We start from the raw sequence: 19,181 nt of genomic DNA on the forward strand, positions 1-19,181 counted from the left end.
CGCGATCGGCAGCCGCACATCTGGAATCGTGCGGCGCTACTTCACATATCGCCGCCCCTGTTCCATTTCGAACAGGACCAAACGAAGGTTTCTCCGGGCAAAGCGCAATGTCGCGTTAGCCACAATACCCCGTGCTGCACCACCGAGCGCGCTAACTGATGTAAATCGTTCCGCTTTTTGTGCTCGCGCCGCATTGGCATGCTCGTTGCAAAACTCTAGGTCACGAAGCCGCTCTCGCAACAGCTAACCCTCGAAGGACCTCAGCATGAGCCTCGCCTCGACCCGGAGCATCGCAGAAATCAGGGCTCGCAACAAAGAGCTGATTGAGGAGGTGCTGAAGGTCTATCCGGAGAAGACCGCAAAACGGCGCGCCAAGCATCTCAACGTGCACCAAGCCGGCAAGTCGGACTGTGGGGTCAAGTCCAACATCAAATCCATCCCTGGTGTGATGACAATCAGAGGCTGCGCCTACGCAGGATCCAAGGGCGTGGTCTGGGGGCCGATCAAGGACATGGTCCATATCAGCCATGGACCGGTGGGCTGCGGTCAGTACTCGTGGGGCTCGCGTCGTAACTATTACGTTGGCACGACCGGGATCGATAGCTTCGTGACCCTGCAATTCACCTCCGACTTCCAGGAAAAGGATATCGTATTCGGTGGCGACAAGAAACTGGTCAAAGTTCTTGACGAAATCCAGGAGCTTTTCCCACTCAACAACGGCATCACCATCCAGTCGGAATGCCCGATCGGATTGATTGGAGACGACATCGAGGCTGTGTCAAGAGCGAAATCCAAGGAGTATGGCGGCAAGACCATCGTGCCGGTCCGCTGCGAGGGCTTTCGCGGCGTCTCGCAGTCGCTCGGCCACCACATTGCCAACGACGCCGTGCGCGATTGGATTTTCGACAAGTTCGAGCCAGGTGGTAAACCGAAGTTTGAGTCGACGCCGTACGATGTTGCGATCATCGGAGACTACAATATCGGTGGCGACGCCTGGTCATCGCGAATTCTTCTGGAGGAAATGGGCCTGCGGGTGATTGCGCAGTGGTCTGGTGACGGTTCACTCGCTGAGCTCGAGGCAACGCCGAAGGCAAAGCTCAACATTCTGCATTGTTACCGCTCCATGAACTACATCTCCCGCCACATGGAAGAGAAGTTCGGTATTCCGTGGTGCGAGTATAACTTCTTTGGACCTTCAAAGATCGCAGAGTCGCTGCGCAAGATCGCGGGCTACTTCGACGATAAGATTAAAGAAGGCGCTGAGCGGGTGATTGAAAAGTACCAGCCGCTGGTGAACGCCGTAATAGCAAGATATCGCCCGCGCCTGGAGGGCAAGACGGTGATGTTGTACGTCGGCGGTCTTCGCCCGCGTCATGTGATTGGCGCATACGAGGACCTCGGGATGGAAGTCGTGGGTACCGGATACGAGTTCGGCCACAACGACGACTATCAGCGCACCGCCCAGCACTACGTCAAGGACAGCACGCTCATCTACGACGACGTCAATGGCTACGAGTTCGAGAGTTTTGTCGAAAAGCTCCAGCCCGACCTGGTCGGATCGGGCATCAAGGAAAAATACGTTTTCCAAAAGATGGGTATACCGTTCCGGCAGATGCATTCCTGGGACTATTCAGGTCCATATCACGGCTATGACGGCTTTGCGATCTTCGCGCGCGACATGGATATGGCTGTCAACTCGCCGATCTGGAAGAAGATGAAAGCGCCTTGGAAAGAAGCTTCGAAGGCGAAGCTCTTGGCTGCAGAATAAAGCAATGTATCTGGCTCTTCGTGGAGAGCCGGGACGATACCAATTTCGATAGTGAAGGATCTCAAAAATGGCGCAGAGTGCAGAACACGTGCTCGATCATCTCGAACTGTTTCGCGGTCCAGAATACCAGCAGATGCTGGCTAACAAGAAGATGTTCGAGAATTCCCGCGATCCAGCCGAGGTTGAACGCATCAAGGAATGGACGAAAACGCCTGAATACCGCGAGAAGAATTTTGCGCGGGAGGCGCTGGCGGTAAATCCGGCCAAAGCCTGCCAGCCGCTTGGCGCCGTGTTCGCCTCGGTCGGTTTTGAGGGCACGCTGCCCTTCGTCCACGGCTCGCAAGGCTGCGTGGCCTACTACCGCAGCCATCTGTCGAGGCACTTCAAGGAGCCGAGTTCCTGCGTCTCTTCCTCGATGACGGAAGACGCCGCGGTGTTCGGCGGCTTGAACAACATGATCGATGGACTTGCCAACAGCTACAACATGTACAAGCCCAAGATGATTGCGGTTTCCACGACCTGCATGGCCGAGGTGATTGGCGATGATCTCAATGCGTTCATCAAGACATCGAAGGAAAAGGGCTCTGTTCCGGCGGAGTTCGACGTGCCGTTTGCACACACGCCGGCGTTCGTCGGTAGCCACGTCACCGGGTATGACAACGCACTCAAGGGTGTTCTGGAGCATTTCTGGGACGGCAAGGCCGGAACAGCGCCGAAGCTGGAGCGCAAGCCAAACGAGTCGATCAACATCATTGGTGGGTTCGATGGCTACACCGTCGGAAACCTTCGTGAGATTAAGCGCATCTTGGCGCTGATGGGTATCCAATACACCATACTGGCCGATAACTCCGACGTCTTCGATACCCCGACTGATGGCGATTTCCGGATGTATGACGGCGGCACCACGCTGGAAGACGCAGCTAACGCGGTTCACGCCAAGGCGACAATCTCAATGCAGCAGTGGTGTACCGAAAAAACGCTGCGGCTCGTGTCTGAGCATGGCCAGGACGTCGTCTCTTTCAATTACCCGGTGGGCGTCTCCGCAACAGATGACCTTCTCCTGGCGCTATCACGCATCAGCGGCAAGCAGGTCCCGGAGCAACTCGCGCGAGAGCGTGGCCGCTTGGTTGATGCCATCGCTGACTCCAGCGCGCATATCCATGGCAAGAAGTTCGCAATCTATGGCGATCCGGATCTCTGCTATGGGTTGGCCGCCTTTCTGCTCGAACTCGGCGCCGAACCAACCCATGTGCTGTCCACCAACGGCAATACGGCGTGGCAGGACAAAATGCAGGCGCTGTTTGCAGGCTCACCGTTTGGGCATGCCTGCCAGTCCTATCCGGGGCGAGACCTCTGGCACATGCGCTCGCTCTTGTTCACCGAGCCGGTCGATCTTCTGATTGGCAACACCTATGGCAAGTACCTGGAACGTGACACAGGAACGCCACTGATCCGCATGGGCTTTCCGGTGTTTGATCGGCATCATCACCACCGCTCCCCTGTGTGGGGCTATCAGGGCGGCCTGAATGTGCTGGTGAAGATCCTCGACAAGATATTCGACGAAATCGACCGGAAGACCAACGTTCTTGGCAAAACTGACTACAGCTTCGACATCATTCGTTGATGACGGACAATGCACGTGCCGTCGCCGAAAACACTGGCGATAGCACAAGCGCACGATGGCTCAACTTGCAATTAGTTCGGCTAAGAGGAGAACGGATGAGTTCGCTGTCAGCTACGGTCCAGAATATTTTCAACGAGCCGGGCTGCGCCAAGAACGGCAGTAAGTCGGAGGCTGAGCGCAAGAAGGGATGCACCAAGCTACTGCAGCCGGGTAGTGCGGCGGGCGGCTGCGCCTTCGACGGTGCTAAGATCGCGCTACAGCCGTTTACCGACGTCGCTCATTTGGTGCATGGTCCAATCGCTTGCGAAGGCAACTCCTGGGACAATCGCGGCGCGGCGTCTTCCGGTTCGAATCTATGGCGCACCGCATTCACAACCGATATGAACGAAACCGATATCGTATTTGGAGGTGAGAGGCGGCTCTGGAAGGCGATCAAGGAAATCGTCGACAAGCATGACCCGCCCGCCATTTTCGTCTATCAGACCTGTGTTCCCGCGATGATCGGCGACGACGTCAACGCGGTCTGTAAGGCCGCCTCGCAAAGGTTTGGCAAACCGGTCATCCCGATCAATTCCCCGGGGTTCGTTGGCTCCAAGAACCTCGGCAACAAGCTCGCCGGCGAGGCTTTGCTGGAACATGTGATCGGAACGCGGGAGCCAGACCGCACCACACCTTACGACATCAATCTGATCGGAGAATACAATCTTTCGGGGGAGCTCTGGCAAGTTAAGCCTTCGCTCGATGAGCTTGGAATCCGGGTTCTCTCATGCATCTCGGGCGATGCCAAATATCGTGAAGTCGCGTCATCCCATCGCGCGCGGGCGGCGATGTTGGTGTGCTCAAAGGGCATGATCAACGTCGCGCGCAAGATGGAGGAACGCTACGGAATCCCGTTCTTCGAAGGCTCGTTCTACGGTGTCCAGGATTCAAGTGATTCGCTGCGCCAGATTGCCCGCTTATTGGTTGAGCGCGGCGCACCGCAAGATCTGCTCGGGCGCACCGACGCGGTGATCGCGCGCGAGGAGGCGCGGGCCTGGGCCGCGATCAAACCGTACAAGTCACGCTTCAAGGGAAAGAAGGCTTTGCTGATTACCGGCGGGGTCAAGTCATGGTCGGTCGTTGCGGCACTACAGGAGGCCGGGCTCGAATTGGTCGGAACCAGCGTGAAGAAATCGACAAGGGAGGACAAAGAGCGCATCAAGGAGCTCATGGGACAGGATGCCCACATGATCGAGGACATGTCGCCGCGTGAAATGTACGAGATGTTGAAGGGCGCAAAAGCGGACATCATGCTATCGGGCGGCAAATCGCAGTTCGTCGCGCTGAAAGCAGCGACGCCTTGGCTCGATATCAACCAGGAGCGATGCCATGCCTATATGGGCTATGTCGGAATGATCAAGTTAGTGGAGGAGATCGACAAGTCGCTCTCAAATCCGATGTGGGAGCAGGTACGTCGACCGGCACCATGGGAGGCCTTGGCCAGGGCGAAGCTGCATATGCAGTCGCCGGCGGCCGAGATCACCTGCGAACCGGCGCTCGCCGAAACGGCGCGCCGCGCGAGGAAGATTTGCCACTGTAACACGGTCGATCTCGGCACGATCGAGGATGCGATCTACGCGCATGGTCTGAGAAGCGTCGAGGAAGTCAAAGAGCACACCGATGCGGTCGGTGGTTGCTGCAAGAGACGCATCGAGGACATCTTGGTGTCCTCGCCATCTGCCATGCTGCAGGCCGCAGAATAGGGGGAATCATGGCCCTCACCACGGTGCCAACAAAAGCCTGCGCGGTCAACCCGCTGAAGATGAGCCAGCCGATTGGCGGCGCATTCGCCTTCATGGGGCTGCGCGGGGCGATGCCGCTTCTGCATGGCTCGCAAGGATGCACTTCTTTCGGGCTCACGCTCTTTGTGCGGCATTTCAAGGAGGTGGTACCGCTGCAGACCACCGCGATGAGCGAGGTCGCGACCGTGCTCGGCGGCTATGAGAACCTCGAGCAGGCGATACTCAATATCTACAACCGAGCCAAGCCAAAGATCGTCGGAATCTGCTCGACCGGCATCACCGAGACTAACGGGGACGATGTGGATGCTTACCTCAAGCTAATCCGAAACAAGCATCGGCAACTTGCGAAATTGCCGCTGGTCTATGTCTCGACACCCGATTTCAAGGGCGCGTTCCAGGACGGCTGGGAGAAGGCTGTGACGCGCATTGTGGAATTGCTGGTGGAAGGGCCCAACGTCAACGGCCTGCGCGATTCCTCGAGAGTGAACGTTCTTCCAGGATGTCACCTCACGCCGGGTGATCTTGACGAACTCCGTGCCATCCTGGAGGATTGTGGGTTGCGGCCATCCTTCCTGCCTGACCTGGCAGCGTCGCTCGATGGGCATATCCCCGACGAGTTTACGTCAACGACCATCGGCGGCATCGGCGTCGACGAGATCGCGAGCATGGGCCGCGCCGGGTGGACCATTGCAATCGGCGCGCAGATGCGGCGAGCGGCAGAGGTCATGCAGGCCAAAAGCGGCGTTCCATTTCGCCTCTTCGAGCGGCTGTGCGGCCTCGGTCCGTGCGACGAATTCATGACGTTTGTGAGTGAAATCAGCGGCCGTCCCGTGCCACCGAAATATCGGCGGCAGCGCGGCCAGCTCACGGATGCAATGCTGGACGCGCACTTCCATATTGGTGGTCGCAGACTTGCGATCGCCGCTGAGCCAGACCTCCTATATGATCTCTCCAGTATGCTGCACGAGATGGGGGCGCAGGTGCGTGCGGCCGTAACGACCACACAATCGGCGGTGATCGAGCGGATCAAGACCAACGAGGTGCTAATTGGTGATCTTGAGGATCTCGAAGAGCTTGCCAGAACCGAGAATTGCGACTTGCTGATCACGCATTCGCATGGCAGGCAAGCGGCTGCCCGGCTGAAAATTCCGTTCTATCGTGCGGGTTTTCCGATGTTCGATCGACTTGGCGCAGGGCACCAACTATCGATTGGTTATCGTGGTACCCGCGATCTGATCTTCGATATCGCCAATCTCGGGATCGCGGACCGCGAGGAGAACCATCAACCTACGCCCGATCGATGGCGGGCTCCGGTCGCACTGCCATCAAGGTCCGGGCATCTCAGTTCCATCGGTGCAGCCGAGAGGTCGACTGCATGAAGGTCGCATTCGCCACTCAAGATCTAAGGCGCGTCGATGCTCATTTTGGTTGGGCAAAGAATATTGCTATCTACGAGGTCGCGCCAAGCGGACATGTGTTTCTCAAAGCGGTTGAGTTTGAGGGCGATCTCAAGGAAGACGGCAACGACGACAAGTTAGCGCCGAAGATCGAGGCGATTAAAGATTGCGCAATTCTTTACGTTGCTGCCATCGGCGGCGCCGGTGCTGCCCGGGTGGTCGCCAACAAGATCCATCCGATCAAGGTAAACAAGCCAGAAAACATTCTGGTGTTGCTCGAAAAGCTCGAGGATGTCCTAAGAGGCACACCACCTCCCTGGCTACGCAAGGCAATGGCAAAGGACCAGCGGAGCACATTCGAGTTCGACGAATGAGATGAAATGACAGCAGAAATAGAGCAGCAGGACAGCTCCGCCGATGCGCTGTTCATCAAGGAGCTAGTAAAGATTTGGCGCGCTCAGGACACCACGGGAGCCTGGAAGGCCAAGAGCGATCTCGACCTTCTCGAGCCCTATGTCTTGGACAAGGAAAAGCGGCGTGCGTTGCCGATTGTCGGTGATCCTGGCCCCGATACGCTGTGGCGGCTGGAACTGTTCTTCAACGCGGTCGCGCTCGCGGTCGAGAGGGAAGCCGGTGTGATGATCCAGCCGATCTTGAAGCTGCATCATGAAGGATTTGGCCGCATCGTGCTGATCGGAGGCCGGCTGATCGCCGTGAACAAGCGGCTGCGTGATGTGCATCGCTTCGGGTTCGATAGCCTCGCAAAGCTCGCGCAAGAGGGAGGCAAATATGTCAGGGAGGGAATCGACCTGATACGGAAGTTTCCGGACGTGGCGAACTATTGAGGATACCGATGAGCGAACGTGAAACACTGAAGGCTGAAATAAAGAAGCTATCGGCCAAAGCGCTACAAGCCAAAATGGATCTGCACGACCTTTCGGAGGAATTGCCCATCAACTGGACCTCGATCATGGTGTTTGCGCAGAAGGCGCACGATGCCTATGCCGAACTTGAGCGCAGAAACCATGATCTGAAGGCGTTGGAAAATACTTAAGAGGGGCCGACTCATGTCATTTACAGCGCGCGATGGCCGCGACTGGACGCCAGACTACCTGATGTCGATTGACGCCAAAAAATGCATCGGCTGTGGCCGCTGTTTCAAGGTGTGTGGCCGAGGTGTCATGGCGTTGAAGGGAATCAGCGAGGACGGCGAACTTGTTGATCTTGACGATGACGAGGACGATGAGATCGAAAAGAAGATCATGGTTCTGAATGATCAGGGCGCCTGCATCGGCTGCGGCGCGTGCGCCAGAGTGTGTCCGGCCAATTGCCAGGTCCATGTTTCAGCCCCAGCCGAAGCTGCCTGACCGGTGGCCTAGCCCGCTTGCGGCAGGCGCTATATTTGCAATGGAATAGATCCATTGTTGATCACTTGATCTGCGAAGGAGATCAGACCCGCATGTTCTGACGGCTTCGGTTGTTAAGACACAGCGAGCGGAGACGTTGCAGCTAAGACTGTTTGATCGGCAAGGCAAGCGCATACCCTTGGGTGACAACACCGTCTCGAAGATCAGTCTCTTAGCAGTGGGGTCAGCGTTTCGTGCAGGTGTATTGCGATTGAGGTCATAACGCATTGCGCAATGCTGATCCAGATGAGGGAGCACGCTCCTCGGGTGAACGGTACCGTCTTTATTTGTTTGCCTGCTCCCTTGAGGATTGGAAGAGCCTAAATTGGCTGCCTATGCGTCAGGTTATGGTCAGCTAACCTGTATATCATCCTCCGCAGAGCTCGTGCGGCACGAGCTCATACAGCGAGTAATTGTGCCGAGAGGAGAGCGAATCTGATGTATGGCAGAATCGTCGGATCGTCCAGCCAGTCTGGAAGCGCCAGCCACGTTGATGAGTCTGGAGATGAGGGAGAGAGCCCGCGATTTGCGGACACAGTTGCCGGCATGGAGCCCGGTGCGTCGTCGTCGGTGACAACGACGCCATACTCTCTGGCTTCCGATCCGCCGATCATAGAGATCGATCGATCTTCCTTCACGGAGGGAGTGAGGAGATTTTTGGGCGGTGACATCAGGCACATCGCCAGTAACCCAGAAGAGTACTCGGATTTCGTGTCCGGGAAGGCTCGGCGCGCAGGAATGGTTGCTGGAAGCTACCTCCACACTTACGATGATCCAAGCAAGCCAGCACGATTCTACAGCTATCAGTTGGGTGATGAAACTGTCGGGCTTTTAAGAGCAGGTGGGCCGGCTCGAATCAAGGGGGAGCAGTTTCGGCAACAGTTTGGACGCAATGATATCACGTCCGTGGTTGACCTTCGGGTTACTCATCCGTTGGTCGAGAACGCGGGCGATATTCTGCTGGAGCATCAACTGCGACAGGACGGCGACCATCCCTTGGTCTTGTCACGTCCTGGCTTGGAGGGCATGGAACCTCGTCTGGCCGAAATGGGTTTTGTTCACATGGGGCGTAATTATTGGGCGCTTGATCCTAACCAGCATCCCGAAGTGTGGACGAAAAACGAGAGCAACGAGTGGCAGCGAGTAGACAAACCTACGAAGTATCTTACTAAGGTCGAGGATAGTGACACCGCTTCTGAAGCAAGTGTCGAAAGTGCCGAAGCGGCCTCTTCAGATGATGATCCGTCATTCTACTTGGAGCAAGCTCTCGAAGGATTGCGCATGGAGTAGAACAGCCGCAATAAAGAGACCTGGGCAGGAAATGACGGCTGTTTCGTGAATGGACGCGCCGCCGCAAAGGTCCTAGCGTTAAACGAGGGGGCGTTCGTTAGCAGCGTGCGGCCCCATTCGCCTGCCTATCCTATTCAGAAAGTAATGATATTCTCGCGCTTGCGGGCCGTGCAGCTGGAATCGGTGCAACGAAGATCGAGTACGAATCCGCGCCCCAATCGTGTAGCCAATGCAACGGCGCGTCATGATATGAGCGGGTTGAGGGCGGTATGTGCTCAAGGAGGCTTCGGATCAAACTATATGCCAAGGTGACGATCGCGACACAATTCGCAGCGTCATTTGGTCTAGTTGGCGCAAGTGGAAAGGCTGTGGCGATCAGTGAGCAACCACTGCGCTTAGTTCAGTAAGGTGTCGGAGAAGTTGGCGCGCGAAAGTTGCAGCTGCGAATGGGCAGGGAGTAGGCAATAATCCTCGATGCTCGCGCGGAGCTGACCCAATCGTGCACCTGCGCCAATCAGCTGCGCTGCACTGACGAAGCATTAAGGTCGGATCGTCAGAAAGCCGAGCGGTTCTGGCTCTTCTACGGTTCTTGCATGTTTGATCGTCCCGCGAAATGAAGAGCGTCCTGCAATAAACGAGCAATGAATGCAGCCAGATGCAATCTATGCGATTTGTGGCATTAACGACATTCCAAGCCGCCGGGCCATGGGTTTCCATCTGATGGTCGTCGATGACGAGGGCGGTCACCGGCCGTGGTCTATCGTTGTAGTGCGGTGGGGCAAGCAGGTGTTTGGTTATGCCAATAAATGCCCGCACAACAGCGTCAATCTGGACTGGAACTGGAACGAATTCCTGGATCCAAACGGCATCCGGCTGATGTGCGGCAAGCACGGATCGACCTTCGAGCTCGCCACGGGACGGTGCGTCGAAGGTCCATGTAAGGGTGGCGCGCTCACGCCGATTGCGTTGACGGTTCTGGATGGTGATATTTGTGTCGTCGGTATGCCTCTTGTCGAAGACGATGCGCTTCCCAACGAATGAAGGCTGCGTTCAGACCGGCCGGTTTTCGTTACGGTTTTTCACGGGTTCCATCCTCTTCAGCCCGTCTTCGTACGAGATCTCGTCATAGGATAGCTCAAGATCGGACAGCTCGATGTCGTTTGCCGCATCGAGCAGGTAATCAAGCTTGCCGCCCGCATCGAGCTTCTTGATGTCGTCCTTGCTGACTCCGACCAGGTCCATCATCTCCTTCCAAACGGTGGATTCGTCACACGGTAAGACGTGGAAGGTAACATCACCGAGCTTGATTCGGTATTTCGCCAGCAAATCTATGTTGTTGCAGAATATGAAATAGCTGCCATTCGGGCTTAAGGCGCCGTCAAGGACGGCTGCGACGTCAGCCAGATACGCGAAGGAATGCAGATACCCTGCCAGCACCGGAATAGTGCGTTTTCCTTCCTGCGCGATCGTTAGAACCTGCTCGATGGAATAGTCCGGCGGTCGCTTCTCGTCGGCGACCTGGGTCTGGAATTTCAGTGCGACATCGCCGCGAAAGCCGAACCGGCCCGGCTTGGTGGTCCCGCCTTTGAGTACGGCATTGAGCAGGCGACCCTCCTTCTCAAGTTTGCCGAGTGCGGTGTTTTCGATTGCAGTCATTAAAATCGTCCTCGATCTGAGCTCCTCACCGACGACTTGGCCGGTGCGAATGCAATGCAAATTGCTTGCCGTCGCATGCGTGGCGGCCTTCGGCGTATCTTAGATAAGAAAGGCGTAAGTGGGCTGCGATTGCCTCCAAGTGGCTTTGAAAGAAACCCGACACGAGTTCAAAAGCCAACAGGTGCGATCCGGAAAGGTAAGCATCATCAAGCGTCCTCTCGCTGGCACATGACTTGCCCTTCAGCAGGCAAAGCTAAGCGGTTGAGAGAGGCCATGATCAAGCTAACGGATAGCGCAGTGAATGCGGTCAGGGGCGCAATGTCGTCATCGGCGCAGCCAGCAAGCGGGCTGCGCATTATGGTCGAGGCAGGCGGCTGCAACGGACTCAAATACATGATGGGTCTGGCCGAGGAGCCGAAGCCTGACGACACGGTGATCGAGTGTGACGGTGTGAAGGTGTTTGTCCACAACAAGAGCCATGACCATCTGGTCGGCACAACCATCGATTTCGTGATGGCGCTGGAGAGCCCAGGCTTCACTTTTAATAACCCAAACGCCACTTCGAGCTGCTCCTGCGGCAAATCGTTCAGCTGATAAGAAAAGGCGTCAAAACATGCTGGCGGAACCCGAACAACTGAGGCAATTGACGGCGATCTCGACCGGCCGAGCGGGACGCATCCCCGCTGTAATTGAGGAGATCCGTGCCAATCTGCAACGCAGTGGCGCCGACTATCAGTTGATTGGAATTGATGGCAGCAAGATCATGGTAGGCGCAACCCGTGCCTGCGCGCTCTTTAAGCTCTTGAGGATGACGCTGGAAGGCGTTCAAGTGCAGCTGGCCGACAGGCTCGTCGAATTCGTCCGCCTGATCACGGTTGTTGTTGCAGGTAAGACGCGGGATTGAATGGGGATCAAATGCCGGTTTATCTAGACAACAATGCGACGACGCGGACCGATCCATCCGTCGTGCAAGCCATGTTGCCGTTCTTTACCGAGCAGTTCGGAAATGCCTCCTCGGCCCACGCCTTTGGCGGTGAGGCCGCGGCCGCGCTGAAGCAGGCGCGGCGTAGCTTGCAGGCTTTGCTAGGAATGCCTACGATCATGAAATCGTTTTTACCTCCGGTGGAACCGAGGCCAATAATGCCGCCATTCTTTCTGCGCTTGCCACCCAAGATGGTCGCGACGAGATTGTCACGACCTCGGTTGAGCATTCCGCCGTGCTTGCGCTGGTCGAGCAACTGGCGACAAGAGGTGTCAAGACGCATATCATACCCGTAGATGCCCACGGCTGGCTCGACGTCGAGGCCTTTCGCTGCGCGCTCGGGCCACGCACAGCGATCGCCTCGATTATGTGGGCGAACAACGAGACCGGCACCATTTTTCCCGTGGAGTTTTTAGCCGGCTTGGCACGTGAGGCGGGCGCACTGTTCCATACCGATGCGGTCCAGGCCATAGGCAAGCTGCGCGTCGACCTAAGGGACAGTGCGATCGATATGTTGTCGCTGTCCGCACACAAATTGCACGGTCCCAAAGGAATGGGCGCGCTCTACCTGCGCAAAGGGACAAAATTCCGACCCCTGATCTGGGGCGGATCACAGGAAAGGCGGCGCCGCGGCGGAACGGAAAATATTCCCGGCATCGTCGGTCTTGGAAGGGCTGCGGAGCTTGCTGTGGAGCGGCTCGAGCCGGAGCGCGTTCGCATTGGTGCATTGCGCGACCGTCTGGAGCAGGGGATCTTACATAATGGCGAATGCTTGGCGCTCGGCGATGTCAACAACCGGTTAGCGAACACAGCCAATATCGCTTTCGATCATCTCGAAGGCGAAGCAGTCGTCCATCATCTCAATCGTGCGGGCATTGCCGTGTCGCTCGGATCAGCCTGCAGCTCCGGCTCAATGGTGCCGTCGCACGTTCTGCGCGCCATGCAGGTGCCGGCGTGGAGGATGCGCGGCGCGGTGCGCTTTTCTCTCTCGCGTGAAACCACCGTCGCGGAGGTTGACGAGGTCGTGTGCGCTCTGTCAGACATTGTTGCTCGCTTGCGTGCCACCTCGCGGGAGTCTGGCGCTCCGCCCAGCTATGCGTCACAGTCGAGGGAGTTGAGCTTGTGAAAATCATGATCCGCCGCTCGTCGGACGCGGGCCTGTCGATCTACGTGCCAAAAAAGGATCTCGAAGAGCCGATCGTGGAATCTGAGTACGAGTCGCTCTGGGGCGGCTGGATCAAGATAGCTAATGGCTGGGTGCTCGATTTACCCGAGATGGCGAGCGACACACCATTGCCGATCACAATCAATGCCAAAAAACGGGGCGAGAACGGGAAAGATCCATGAACATGAGCCCAATCTTCTACATCGGCATTGGAGAGAATTGCTAATATCGTTTCGCTGACCTGCTTGGCCAGGAGGTCGATAGTATCGTTGCCGGGCTTCGGTGTCTCGATCTCGATTCCGATCAGTGCCTCGACATATTGCAGCCAGAGATCAGGAAGCTCTTGGCGGCTGCTCGCTATGGCAGCATCGTGGTTCAGTTGCCAGACGCCATCAAGGAAAGGCGGACCGAACGGAGCTTTCTTGCTCTCGCTTCAACTATCGCTATTGCGAAGCAATGCGGCGAAGATCATCAGGCGTTCCTGCCGATACCACGATGCAATCGTCGATCCGAGCGTCTTCTCAATGCAATGAGCGCCGTGTTCAGCTCAAGCAAGGCCTGACACCGATTTGGCTCGCTCGCGCGTTGGGGATAATGCTCATAATTAACGGCGCTGTGACGTCGGATCGCCAGAAGTATCGACCCATTTGTGGCCGGCAGCAGCGCGCAAAACCATGCAGATAGAGCAAGGATCCCGGCGCCTAGCGCGAGTATGAATGCACCATCCACGGATCTCTGTGTCTCAATCACGACGTACCTGCCGCATTTCCAACATGCGCTTCTTTGCTATTCTAGTATCAATATCGATCATTACCGCTGACTGTTTAAGTAGGGCTGCAACGTCACCGTTTCCGCTATGGCATGTGAGTTGCTACTCCCCTCATGAGGCGTTCTCAGGATTGGTCTTGGAAAGCCGATGATGCCTGCACGGGGAGATGAAAATGAACGCGGTCGTTGGGCACGGCAGATATGTCGAAGGTTCATTGGACAAGATGATGCGGCCCACCGCCGAGCACAGGGGCTGCGGCACGTCGGTCAACACAGGCCAGGCGAGCTGCCGCTCACGGGCGGCCCACGGCGAACTGCCGGCCGAGATTTGGGAAAAGGTGAAGAAGCATCCCTGCTACAGCGAAGGGGCACATCATCACTACGCCCGTATGCATGTCGCGGTGGCTCCGGCCTGCAACATCCAGTGCAACTACTGCAACCGCAAATATGATTGCGCCAATGAATCGCGTCCGGGCGTGGTGAGCGAGAAGCTTACCCCCGAGCAGGCGGTGAAAAAAGTGCTCGCGGTCGCGACCATCATTCCGCAGACGACTGTGCTTGGCATCGCTGGTCCCGGCGATCCGTTGGCCAATCCAGAAAAAACATTCAAGACGTTCGACCTGGTCGCCAAGGCGGCTCCCGACATCAAGCTGTGTCTGTCGACCAACGGATTGGCCTGCCGGACTATGTTGACACCATCGCCAAGTCCAAGATCGAGCACGTCACCATCACCATTAACACGATCGATCCTGAAATCGGCGCAAAGATCTATCCGTGGATCTTCTTCAGCCACAGGCGCTACGTTGGCATCGACGCGGCAAGGATACTCACCGATCGTCAGCTACAGGGTCTCGAGATGCTTAGCGAGCGGGGTATCCTATGCAAGGTCAACTCGGTAATGATCCCGCATATCAATGACCATCACCTTGTCGAGGTCAACAAGGCGGTGAAGTCGCGCGGAGCCTTCCTTCACAATATCATGCCGCTGATCTCGGCGCCCGAGTACGGCACAGTATTCGGCCTCAACGGTCAACGAGGTCCGACGGCTCAGGCACTGAAAGCACTGCAGGATGCTTGTGAGGGAGGGGTAAACATGATGCGGCATTGCCGTCAGTGCCGCGCCGATGCGGTGGGTCTGGTCGGAGCGGATCGCGGAAGCGAGTTCAACATCGACCGAGTCATGAAAATGGATGTCAAATATGACCCCGAGATGCGCAAAGCTTATCAAGAAAAGGTAGAGGCTGAGCGTGCCGCCAAAGTCGCGGCCAGCCGAGCGGGCCTCGCGGAGTTCGCCGGCGAGATGAGCGAAATCACCGTTCTGGTCGCGGTTGCAACCAAAGGCTCGGGGCTGATCAACGAGCACTTTGGACATGCAAAAGAGTTTCAGGTGTACGAAATTTCCACATCCGGCGCCAAATTCGTCGGCCACCGGCGCGTGGATGTCTACTGCCAGGACGGCTATGGCGAGGGGGATAGGCTTTCGACCATCATCCGAAGCGTAAATGACTGCCATGCGGTGTTCGTGGCCAAGATCGGCGGTTGCCCGAAGAGCAATCTGATCAGGGCCGGAATCGAACCGGTCGATCGATACGCGCATGAGTTCATAGAGAAGTCGGCGATCGCTTGGTTCAGGTCCTATCTCGAGAAGGTAAAACGCGGAGAAATCCAGCATGCCCAGCGAGGTGACGCCGACATTCGGTGTGGGTCCCTGATCTCTGCGGGGTAAAGGGGGCGTATGTGCCATTCAAGATCATTGCCTCGCAGTGTACGAGCTGCTCAGCCTGCGAACCGTTGTGCCCGAATGTTGCGATCTCGGAGAGCGCGGGGCGCTTCGTCATTGAACCGGCGAAATGCACCGAATGCATCGGTCATTTCGATGAGCCACAATGTGTCGCGGCTTGTCCCGTCGACGGCACCTGCGTCATTGACACCTCCTTGCCGCGTTACCAGGCGCCATCCTAAAGAATTAGCCCATGATCAGAATGCCAAGAGCTGCTGCTGAAAGCGTCCAAAGCGTCGTACTGCGCGTTAGCGGCGCCGTAGGCGCCGAGGTTCGGGCCTTTCTCAGAAACGGCGGCTGCTCTGGATTGGCCGCTGCCCGCGAGCAGAAAGAACGCTGTGGGCAATTCGTCCCGTGCAGCGCTCCAACGACGTTTCTCGACGCCGGCAGCCGCCTTCCAGGCGGTGCTGTCATCGTCGATGTGACTGATGCTGCTGCGCACGCCAGTCCATCATTGGTTGGACCAGACGCTTCGCGGCGGAGCGTGACGGCGCACACCCAAGAGCACAGCTGCCGATGAACTTAACAGCCAACCCGCCGTCCGGCAGCCAGAGAGCGCTGATCTTGTCCACGCCGACCGGCGATGATCTCCCCGGCGCGACCGAGGCTCGGCTGCGGCAGGCACGGCTGTTCGATCATCTTGACGAGGTTGCAAACCAACATGTAGTCGAAGCGCGTGCGCTCACCTCGGACCGCGCCGCCGCATTGATGATCGAGGCGCGCCGCATCGCGCCGCAGCTGCTCGGTCAGCTGATGAGTGATACGGACGTCGAGTTCTGCGACATGGTGGCGCGCGATGTTCCCTATCAGTGGTTGCCAGCCGTAGTGAGCGGCCCAGATGCCTCGGTGGAGTTCGAGATCGCGCGATCGCCCTTGCCAGAGGCGCCAACTGCTCTACGGCACGGCCCTGATCGGCAGGTTTACCTAGAAGCGGCGAGCTGCATCTCAGATATTGAATTGACAAATCGCGCCGGAGGTGAGGGCGAAGTGATGCGGGACCTCGCCTGCGATGGCTCGGGCATGCCTGCATGTCCGCTGGGGAGAGGCGCATGAGCAACATCGTTCGCGACAGCGACGTCGTCGAGCTCAGCGGGCCGCCTGTCTTCAGCTTTGGCGAAAAGGTACGAGCCAATCGCACCATCCGCAATGATGGCACCTATCCCGGCAAGCAGGTTGGCGACATTCTGGTCACGAAGGGAGAGGTGGGTTACGTCGTCTCGATCGGCACGTTCCTGCAGCAATTCTTCATTTACGGGGTCGAGTTTCTGGAAACGGGCTACCGAGTTGGCATGAAGCGCAAGGAGCTTGAGTCGGTGGACACGTGCGAGGAGACCGATGATCTGCCATTGCCGGAAGAGGCTGTGTCATGAGTGAGTTCCGCTTTTCGAGGTATCGCTGGGGCCAGCGCGTTAAAGCCGTCGTCGACCTCATCAACGACGGCTCTTTTCCCAATACGGAGCCCGAGGAGTGCTTGCTCGGCGCCGGAGCGACCGGCGAGATCATCAGGGTGGCTATCCATAACCAAGCGAACGTGCCGATAAATACTGTCGATTTCGGTGAACGCCTGCTCATCGGCTGTCTAGAAGAAGAGATCACAGTGCTTTGAAGGAGGGAGTTCGCGATGAATGCCGCGCTGATGAGGAAGGTAAAGACGGGGCTGATTCCTCACCCGAACGAACTCGATCGCAAGCGGATCGAGCGCGGCTTGAGTTCGCGCAAGCGTTATCTGTATGTTTCACCGAACGTGACGCCGGTGAGGGGTGGCTATCTCATCGAGAGCGCCTGTTGCTCGCGCAATATCGATAAGGATGGCGGTCTGATTGATGTTGCCTTGATTCTTTATGATGCCGTGGGTGGGATCTGGAAGCTGTTTTGCAAGAACCACGCAAAGGGAATCTGGGAGTTCTACAGCCTTTACCACCGTCTGACTTCAGCAATCGACGAATTGAACACCGATCCGGAACGTCTGTTCTGGCAATGACGAACGAACTTGACGAGCCATAAGGAGCCACGATGGCGCTCAGTGCGGAGGAATTGATCGAAATCGAGCAGCTGCTTGCGGACGATGGCGCCGATACGGGCTCCTTTGTCGAGCTGCCGCGCCGCTTCCCGCAGCTTGCCTGGGTACGTTGCGATGCGTCGGATGTAGCGGACCAGCCGTTCCGGCAGTTTCCTCATTTCGACCTGCATTTGCTAGATGGCTCGGATCACTGCGTGCGGATTACGGCCGATCCGACACGGGCGACCGGCATTGTACTGGCGAAAAGGAATTGAGGGCGGTGAGCTGCATTGAACTCGCAGCGCACCCCGCTGGATAGCGCGGATAGTGTTGAGGCAAATCCATCCTTTATTCCACTGTCCGATCCCGATATCACCTTAGCCGAGCTCTCTGCCGTGGAAACATTGCTATGTTCACCGCAAATCTCCAATGGGCGGACCACTGAGGCGTTCGAGCACGCTTTCGTAGCGTATCTTGGCCGCAAATATGCCGTTGCCGTATCAAGCGACCCCATCGGGCTCCTGCTTGCGCTCAAGGCGCTCGGGATCGAATCAGGGCAGGAAGTCATCGCCTCGCCCTATTCCTTTCGCGAGACGGTCCATGCCATCAGTCTCGCAGGCGTACGGGTGGTATTTTCCGACATCGACTATTGGTCGGCAACATTGGTCCCAGCAAAGGCCGAGAAACGCATCACGGCAAACACGCGGACGATTGTCGCCAGCAATTCCAACGGTCATCGGGCGCCATGGTCGGAATTGCGTGCGATTGCCCAACGCGATCACCTACCGCTTTTGGAGGATTCCACCGAGGCGATCGGATCGAGCTATAAGGGCGAGCTCGTCGGCAGGTTTGGCGACCTGGCGGTATTCGACTTTGCTCAGCCCCTGGCCATAAGTTGCGGCGAAGGCGCCATGGTCGTGACCGATGATATCGATATCGCGGTTAGCTTGCGTCGGTATTGCGCCCATCGACTGGACGAGCGCTCCTCCGTTGTCGTCAGTGCCATCGCACCTTACCAGGCTCGTATGAGCGATCTCACCGCGGCTTTGGGGTTGGCACAGCTCAAGCGTCTCAACGAAAGCCTGGAGCGTCGCCGGTTGGTCGAGCAGCTCTACAACGCGCATATGCAATCATTTGAAGGCATCAAACCGCCTTACGTTGGCCCCCATGTGACCGAGGTGAACTGGATGCTCTATCTCGTCCATCTAGGGATGCGCTTCACGCGATCCGGCCGTGACGCCATTGTCGATGATCTGCGTGCCGCCAAGATTGAATCCGCCGCCTATAGCCATCCATTGCATTTGCAACGTCACTATTTTGATCTCGGCCATCGGCGGGGCGATTTCCCGGTTGCGGAAAAGATCGCCGATCGCGCCCTGGCGCTGCCGTTTCACACCCATCTCACGAACGACAAGGTCGAATTTATCGCCGAAACCACGAAAGAGGCGTCGATCAATGTGGGCGCGTGCGCAGCGATCTACTAAGATGCTGGTCATCCACGACTGAAGGAACAATAGGTTGAGTTGCGATGAGCCGCTGCCATTGCGCCAGACCAGCAACGCGAT

The 19,181-nt window shown here is 57.2% G+C and carries 22 protein-coding genes and 2 pseudogenes; 22 read left to right on the top strand and 2 right to left on the bottom strand.

The window, feature by feature from the left end:
* The first annotated feature begins 265 nt into the window (after positions 1-265).
* The 10 genes from nifD (at position 266) to WDM24_RS05970 (ending at position 10,307) form a co-directional block, all read left to right on the top strand.
* Entirely contained in the window at positions 266-1,768 is a 1,503-nt protein-coding gene (gene nifD / locus WDM24_RS05925; protein ID WP_338695932.1) for a nitrogenase molybdenum-iron protein alpha chain, read from the top strand.
* Between the two features lie 67 nt (positions 1,769-1,835).
* Entirely contained in the window at positions 1,836-3,392 is a 1,557-nt protein-coding gene (gene nifK, locus WDM24_RS05930) for a nitrogenase molybdenum-iron protein subunit beta (protein ID WP_338695934.1), read from the top strand.
* A gap of 95 nt (positions 3,393-3,487) precedes the next feature.
* The gene (nifE, locus tag WDM24_RS05935) at positions 3,488-5,134 is read left to right on the top strand and encodes a nitrogenase iron-molybdenum cofactor biosynthesis protein NifE (RefSeq protein ID WP_338695936.1); all 1,647 of its coding nucleotides are present in this window, start codon (positions 3,488-3,490) and stop codon (positions 5,132-5,134) included.
* Between the two features lie 8 nt (positions 5,135-5,142).
* Positions 5,143-6,552, top strand: a complete 1,410-nt coding sequence (nifN, locus tag WDM24_RS05940) for a nitrogenase iron-molybdenum cofactor biosynthesis protein NifN (RefSeq protein ID WP_176529036.1) — start codon at positions 5,143-5,145, stop codon at positions 6,550-6,552.
* On the top strand, positions 6,549-6,944 hold the full coding sequence (gene nifX / locus WDM24_RS05945) for a nitrogen fixation protein NifX (RefSeq protein WP_166073337.1): 396 nt from the start codon (positions 6,549-6,551) through the stop codon (positions 6,942-6,944). Before nifN ends, nifX begins: the two co-directional genes overlap by 4 nt.
* 6 nt (positions 6,945-6,950) lie before the next feature.
* The gene (locus WDM24_RS05950) at positions 6,951-7,415 is read left to right on the top strand and encodes a NifX-associated nitrogen fixation protein (RefSeq protein ID WP_338695943.1); all 465 of its coding nucleotides are present in this window, start codon (positions 6,951-6,953) and stop codon (positions 7,413-7,415) included.
* A gap of 8 nt (positions 7,416-7,423) precedes the next feature.
* Positions 7,424-7,624 (top strand): CCE_0567 family metalloprotein, encoded by a 201-nt coding sequence (locus WDM24_RS05955; RefSeq protein WP_166073365.1) that lies wholly within the window; start codon positions 7,424-7,426, stop codon positions 7,622-7,624.
* Between the two features lie 13 nt (positions 7,625-7,637).
* Positions 7,638-7,937 (top strand): ferredoxin III, nif-specific, encoded by a 300-nt coding sequence (gene fdxB / locus WDM24_RS05960; RefSeq protein ID WP_176529038.1) that lies wholly within the window; start codon positions 7,638-7,640, stop codon positions 7,935-7,937.
* 477 nt (positions 7,938-8,414) lie between these two features.
* Positions 8,415-9,266 carry a host specificity protein gene (locus WDM24_RS05965; protein ID WP_224496567.1) on the top strand — a complete coding sequence of 284 codons (852 nt, stop codon included), beginning with the start codon at positions 8,415-8,417 and terminating at the stop codon, positions 9,264-9,266.
* Between the two features lie 645 nt (positions 9,267-9,911).
* Complete coding sequence (locus WDM24_RS05970; protein ID WP_338695948.1) at positions 9,912-10,307, top strand: Rieske (2Fe-2S) protein; 396 nt, start codon at positions 9,912-9,914, stop codon at positions 10,305-10,307.
* A gap of 9 nt (positions 10,308-10,316) precedes the next feature.
* Here WDM24_RS05970 and WDM24_RS05975 read toward each other — a convergent pair whose 3' ends face one another.
* Positions 10,317-10,922: a hypothetical protein gene (locus WDM24_RS05975; RefSeq protein WP_207835057.1), complete on the bottom strand. Its 606-nt coding sequence runs from the start codon at positions 10,920-10,922 to the stop codon at positions 10,317-10,319.
* Positions 10,923-11,195: 273 nt separating this feature from the next.
* Here WDM24_RS05975 and WDM24_RS05980 point away from each other — a divergent pair, with 273 nt between their 5' ends.
* The 6 genes and pseudogenes from WDM24_RS05980 (at position 11,196) to WDM24_RS06005 (ending at position 15,799) form a co-directional block, all read left to right on the top strand.
* On the top strand, positions 11,196-11,516 hold the full coding sequence (locus WDM24_RS05980; RefSeq protein ID WP_173643898.1) for a HesB/IscA family protein: 321 nt from the start codon (positions 11,196-11,198) through the stop codon (positions 11,514-11,516).
* 19 nt (positions 11,517-11,535) lie between these two features.
* Complete coding sequence (locus WDM24_RS05985) at positions 11,536-11,826, top strand: NifU family protein (RefSeq protein WP_338695951.1); 291 nt, start codon at positions 11,536-11,538, stop codon at positions 11,824-11,826.
* Positions 11,827-11,837: 11 nt separating this feature from the next.
* Positions 11,838-13,030: pseudogene (nifS, locus tag WDM24_RS05990) on the top strand (cysteine desulfurase NifS).
* Entirely contained in the window at positions 13,027-13,251 is a 225-nt protein-coding gene (gene nifT, locus WDM24_RS05995; protein WP_166073478.1) for a putative nitrogen fixation protein NifT, read from the top strand. The pseudogene nifS and the gene nifT overlap by 4 nt, the downstream one beginning before the upstream one ends.
* 759 nt (positions 13,252-14,010) lie before the next feature.
* Positions 14,011-15,563 (top strand): annotated as a pseudogene (nifB, locus tag WDM24_RS06000) (nitrogenase cofactor biosynthesis protein NifB).
* A gap of 11 nt (positions 15,564-15,574) precedes the next feature.
* Positions 15,575-15,799, top strand: a complete 225-nt coding sequence (locus WDM24_RS06005; RefSeq protein WP_029084666.1) for a 4Fe-4S binding protein — start codon at positions 15,575-15,577, stop codon at positions 15,797-15,799.
* Here WDM24_RS06005 and WDM24_RS06010 read toward each other — a convergent pair.
* Entirely contained in the window at positions 15,796-16,059 is a 264-nt protein-coding gene (locus tag WDM24_RS06010; protein WP_338830712.1) for a hypothetical protein, read from the bottom strand. The two genes, WDM24_RS06005 and WDM24_RS06010, sit on opposite strands and share 4 nt — an antisense overlap.
* A gap of 74 nt (positions 16,060-16,133) precedes the next feature.
* Here WDM24_RS06010 and WDM24_RS06015 point away from each other — a divergent pair, with 74 nt between their 5' ends.
* Genes WDM24_RS06015 through WDM24_RS06040 form a run of 6 tightly spaced genes read left to right on the top strand, consistent with a single transcriptional unit; the run spans position 16,134 to position 19,100 of the window.
* Positions 16,134-16,670, top strand: a complete 537-nt coding sequence (locus tag WDM24_RS06015) for a hypothetical protein (RefSeq protein ID WP_176529046.1) — start codon at positions 16,134-16,136, stop codon at positions 16,668-16,670.
* Positions 16,667-16,987, top strand: a complete 321-nt coding sequence (locus WDM24_RS06020) for a nitrogen fixation protein NifZ (RefSeq protein ID WP_166073524.1) — start codon at positions 16,667-16,669, stop codon at positions 16,985-16,987. The genes WDM24_RS06015 and WDM24_RS06020 overlap by 4 nt, the downstream gene beginning before the upstream one ends.
* Positions 16,984-17,223, top strand: coding sequence for a nitrogen fixation protein NifZ (locus WDM24_RS06025; protein ID WP_338695970.1), 240 nt, complete (start codon positions 16,984-16,986; stop codon positions 17,221-17,223). Before WDM24_RS06020 ends, WDM24_RS06025 begins: the two co-directional genes overlap by 4 nt.
* 15 nt (positions 17,224-17,238) lie before the next feature.
* The gene (locus WDM24_RS06030) at positions 17,239-17,598 is read left to right on the top strand and encodes a DUF3024 domain-containing protein (protein ID WP_207835065.1); all 360 of its coding nucleotides are present in this window, start codon (positions 17,239-17,241) and stop codon (positions 17,596-17,598) included.
* Positions 17,599-17,630: 32 nt separating this feature from the next.
* Positions 17,631-17,891, top strand: coding sequence for a hypothetical protein (locus tag WDM24_RS06035; RefSeq protein WP_173643904.1), 261 nt, complete (start codon positions 17,631-17,633; stop codon positions 17,889-17,891).
* 15 nt (positions 17,892-17,906) lie between these two features.
* Entirely contained in the window at positions 17,907-19,100 is a 1,194-nt protein-coding gene (locus WDM24_RS06040; protein WP_338830713.1) for a DegT/DnrJ/EryC1/StrS family aminotransferase, read from the top strand.
* The last annotated feature ends 81 nt before the right edge of the window (positions 19,101-19,181 follow it).

The organism is Bradyrhizobium sp. 27S5 (genome assembly GCF_037217225.1).
Taxonomy (GTDB): domain Bacteria; phylum Pseudomonadota; class Alphaproteobacteria; order Rhizobiales; family Xanthobacteraceae; genus Bradyrhizobium; species Bradyrhizobium septentrionale.

Coding starts and splice junctions, on each gene's coding strand:
- nifD (WP_338695932.1), top strand. CDS start 266: ATGAGCCTCGCCTCGACCCGGAGCATCGCAGAAATCAGGGCTCGCAAC.
- nifK (WP_338695934.1), top strand. CDS start 1,836: ATGGCGCAGAGTGCAGAACACGTGCTCGATCATCTCGAACTGTTTCGC.
- nifE (WP_338695936.1), top strand. CDS start 3,488: ATGAGTTCGCTGTCAGCTACGGTCCAGAATATTTTCAACGAGCCGGGC.
- nifN (WP_176529036.1), top strand. CDS start 5,143: ATGGCCCTCACCACGGTGCCAACAAAAGCCTGCGCGGTCAACCCGCTG.
- nifX (WP_166073337.1), top strand. CDS start 6,549: ATGAAGGTCGCATTCGCCACTCAAGATCTAAGGCGCGTCGATGCTCAT.
- WDM24_RS05950 (WP_338695943.1), top strand. CDS start 6,951: ATGACAGCAGAAATAGAGCAGCAGGACAGCTCCGCCGATGCGCTGTTC.
- WDM24_RS05955 (WP_166073365.1), top strand. CDS start 7,424: ATGAGCGAACGTGAAACACTGAAGGCTGAAATAAAGAAGCTATCGGCC.
- fdxB (WP_176529038.1), top strand. CDS start 7,638: ATGTCATTTACAGCGCGCGATGGCCGCGACTGGACGCCAGACTACCTG.
- WDM24_RS05965 (WP_224496567.1), top strand. CDS start 8,415: ATGTATGGCAGAATCGTCGGATCGTCCAGCCAGTCTGGAAGCGCCAGC.
- WDM24_RS05970 (WP_338695948.1), top strand. CDS start 9,912: ATGCAGCCAGATGCAATCTATGCGATTTGTGGCATTAACGACATTCCA.
- WDM24_RS05975 (WP_207835057.1), bottom strand. CDS start 10,922: ATGACTGCAATCGAAAACACCGCACTCGGCAAACTTGAGAAGGAGGGT.
- WDM24_RS05980 (WP_173643898.1), top strand. CDS start 11,196: ATGATCAAGCTAACGGATAGCGCAGTGAATGCGGTCAGGGGCGCAATG.
- WDM24_RS05985 (WP_338695951.1), top strand. CDS start 11,536: ATGCTGGCGGAACCCGAACAACTGAGGCAATTGACGGCGATCTCGACC.
- WDM24_RS06015 (WP_176529046.1), top strand. CDS start 16,134: ATGAACTTAACAGCCAACCCGCCGTCCGGCAGCCAGAGAGCGCTGATC.
- WDM24_RS06020 (WP_166073524.1), top strand. CDS start 16,667: ATGAGCAACATCGTTCGCGACAGCGACGTCGTCGAGCTCAGCGGGCCG.
- WDM24_RS06025 (WP_338695970.1), top strand. CDS start 16,984: ATGAGTGAGTTCCGCTTTTCGAGGTATCGCTGGGGCCAGCGCGTTAAA.
- WDM24_RS06030 (WP_207835065.1), top strand. CDS start 17,239: ATGAATGCCGCGCTGATGAGGAAGGTAAAGACGGGGCTGATTCCTCAC.
- WDM24_RS06035 (WP_173643904.1), top strand. CDS start 17,631: ATGGCGCTCAGTGCGGAGGAATTGATCGAAATCGAGCAGCTGCTTGCG.